This is a genomic window from Bradyrhizobium sp. NBAIM08 (assembly GCF_020193935.1).
Taxonomy (GTDB): domain Bacteria; phylum Pseudomonadota; class Alphaproteobacteria; order Rhizobiales; family Xanthobacteraceae; genus Bradyrhizobium; species Bradyrhizobium yuanmingense.
Genome location: NZ_JADYVR010000293.1, coordinates 1 through 454, shown reverse-complemented (window position 1 = coordinate 454; position 454 = coordinate 1). Strand labels below are relative to the sequence as shown.

Sequence of the window (454 nt, the reverse complement as noted above, 5' to 3'; positions counted from 1 at the left end):
GCTGTACAGCGCGAACGAGCGCGCGTTGAAGGCGTCCTGGAACAGGCGCACCGAGGGCGCATCGCGGGCGATGGTCAGCAGGCGCTGCATGACCGCGTTGCCGACGCCGGGCACTGCGCGCGGCGCCGCCGCCACCGGGCCGATCGAGGCCACCCGCCCGCGCAGGTGCACGAAGCCGCAGCCCACGATGGCGCTGCCGTCCTCGGCCACCACGGCGCCCTCGGGGTCGAGGTGAAGGTACGCGCGCGCGAGCCGCTCGCCCTCCTCGGCCGAGGCGAAGGGGGGGGTGAAGCCGTGCGCCCGCGTGACCCGCGCGAACGCCTCGTGCAGCAGCCGTCCGGTGTCGGCGAGGTCAGCGCCGGCGAGCGCGCGAACGCTCAGGGTGCGGATCGCGGCCGTCGCCATGCCTTAGGTCTAGCACTAAAACGTCAGACGAAGTCGCGTCGGCGGAAGA

Annotated in this window: 1 protein-coding gene; it reads right to left on the bottom strand. The window is 73.8% G+C overall.

The features are described 5' to 3' along the window. Nucleotides 1-405: GNAT family N-acetyltransferase (locus tag I6F37_RS39560; protein WP_368736816.1), on the bottom strand; the 405-nt coding region annotated here is incomplete at its 3' end. Nucleotides 406-454: the final 49 nt, after the last annotated feature.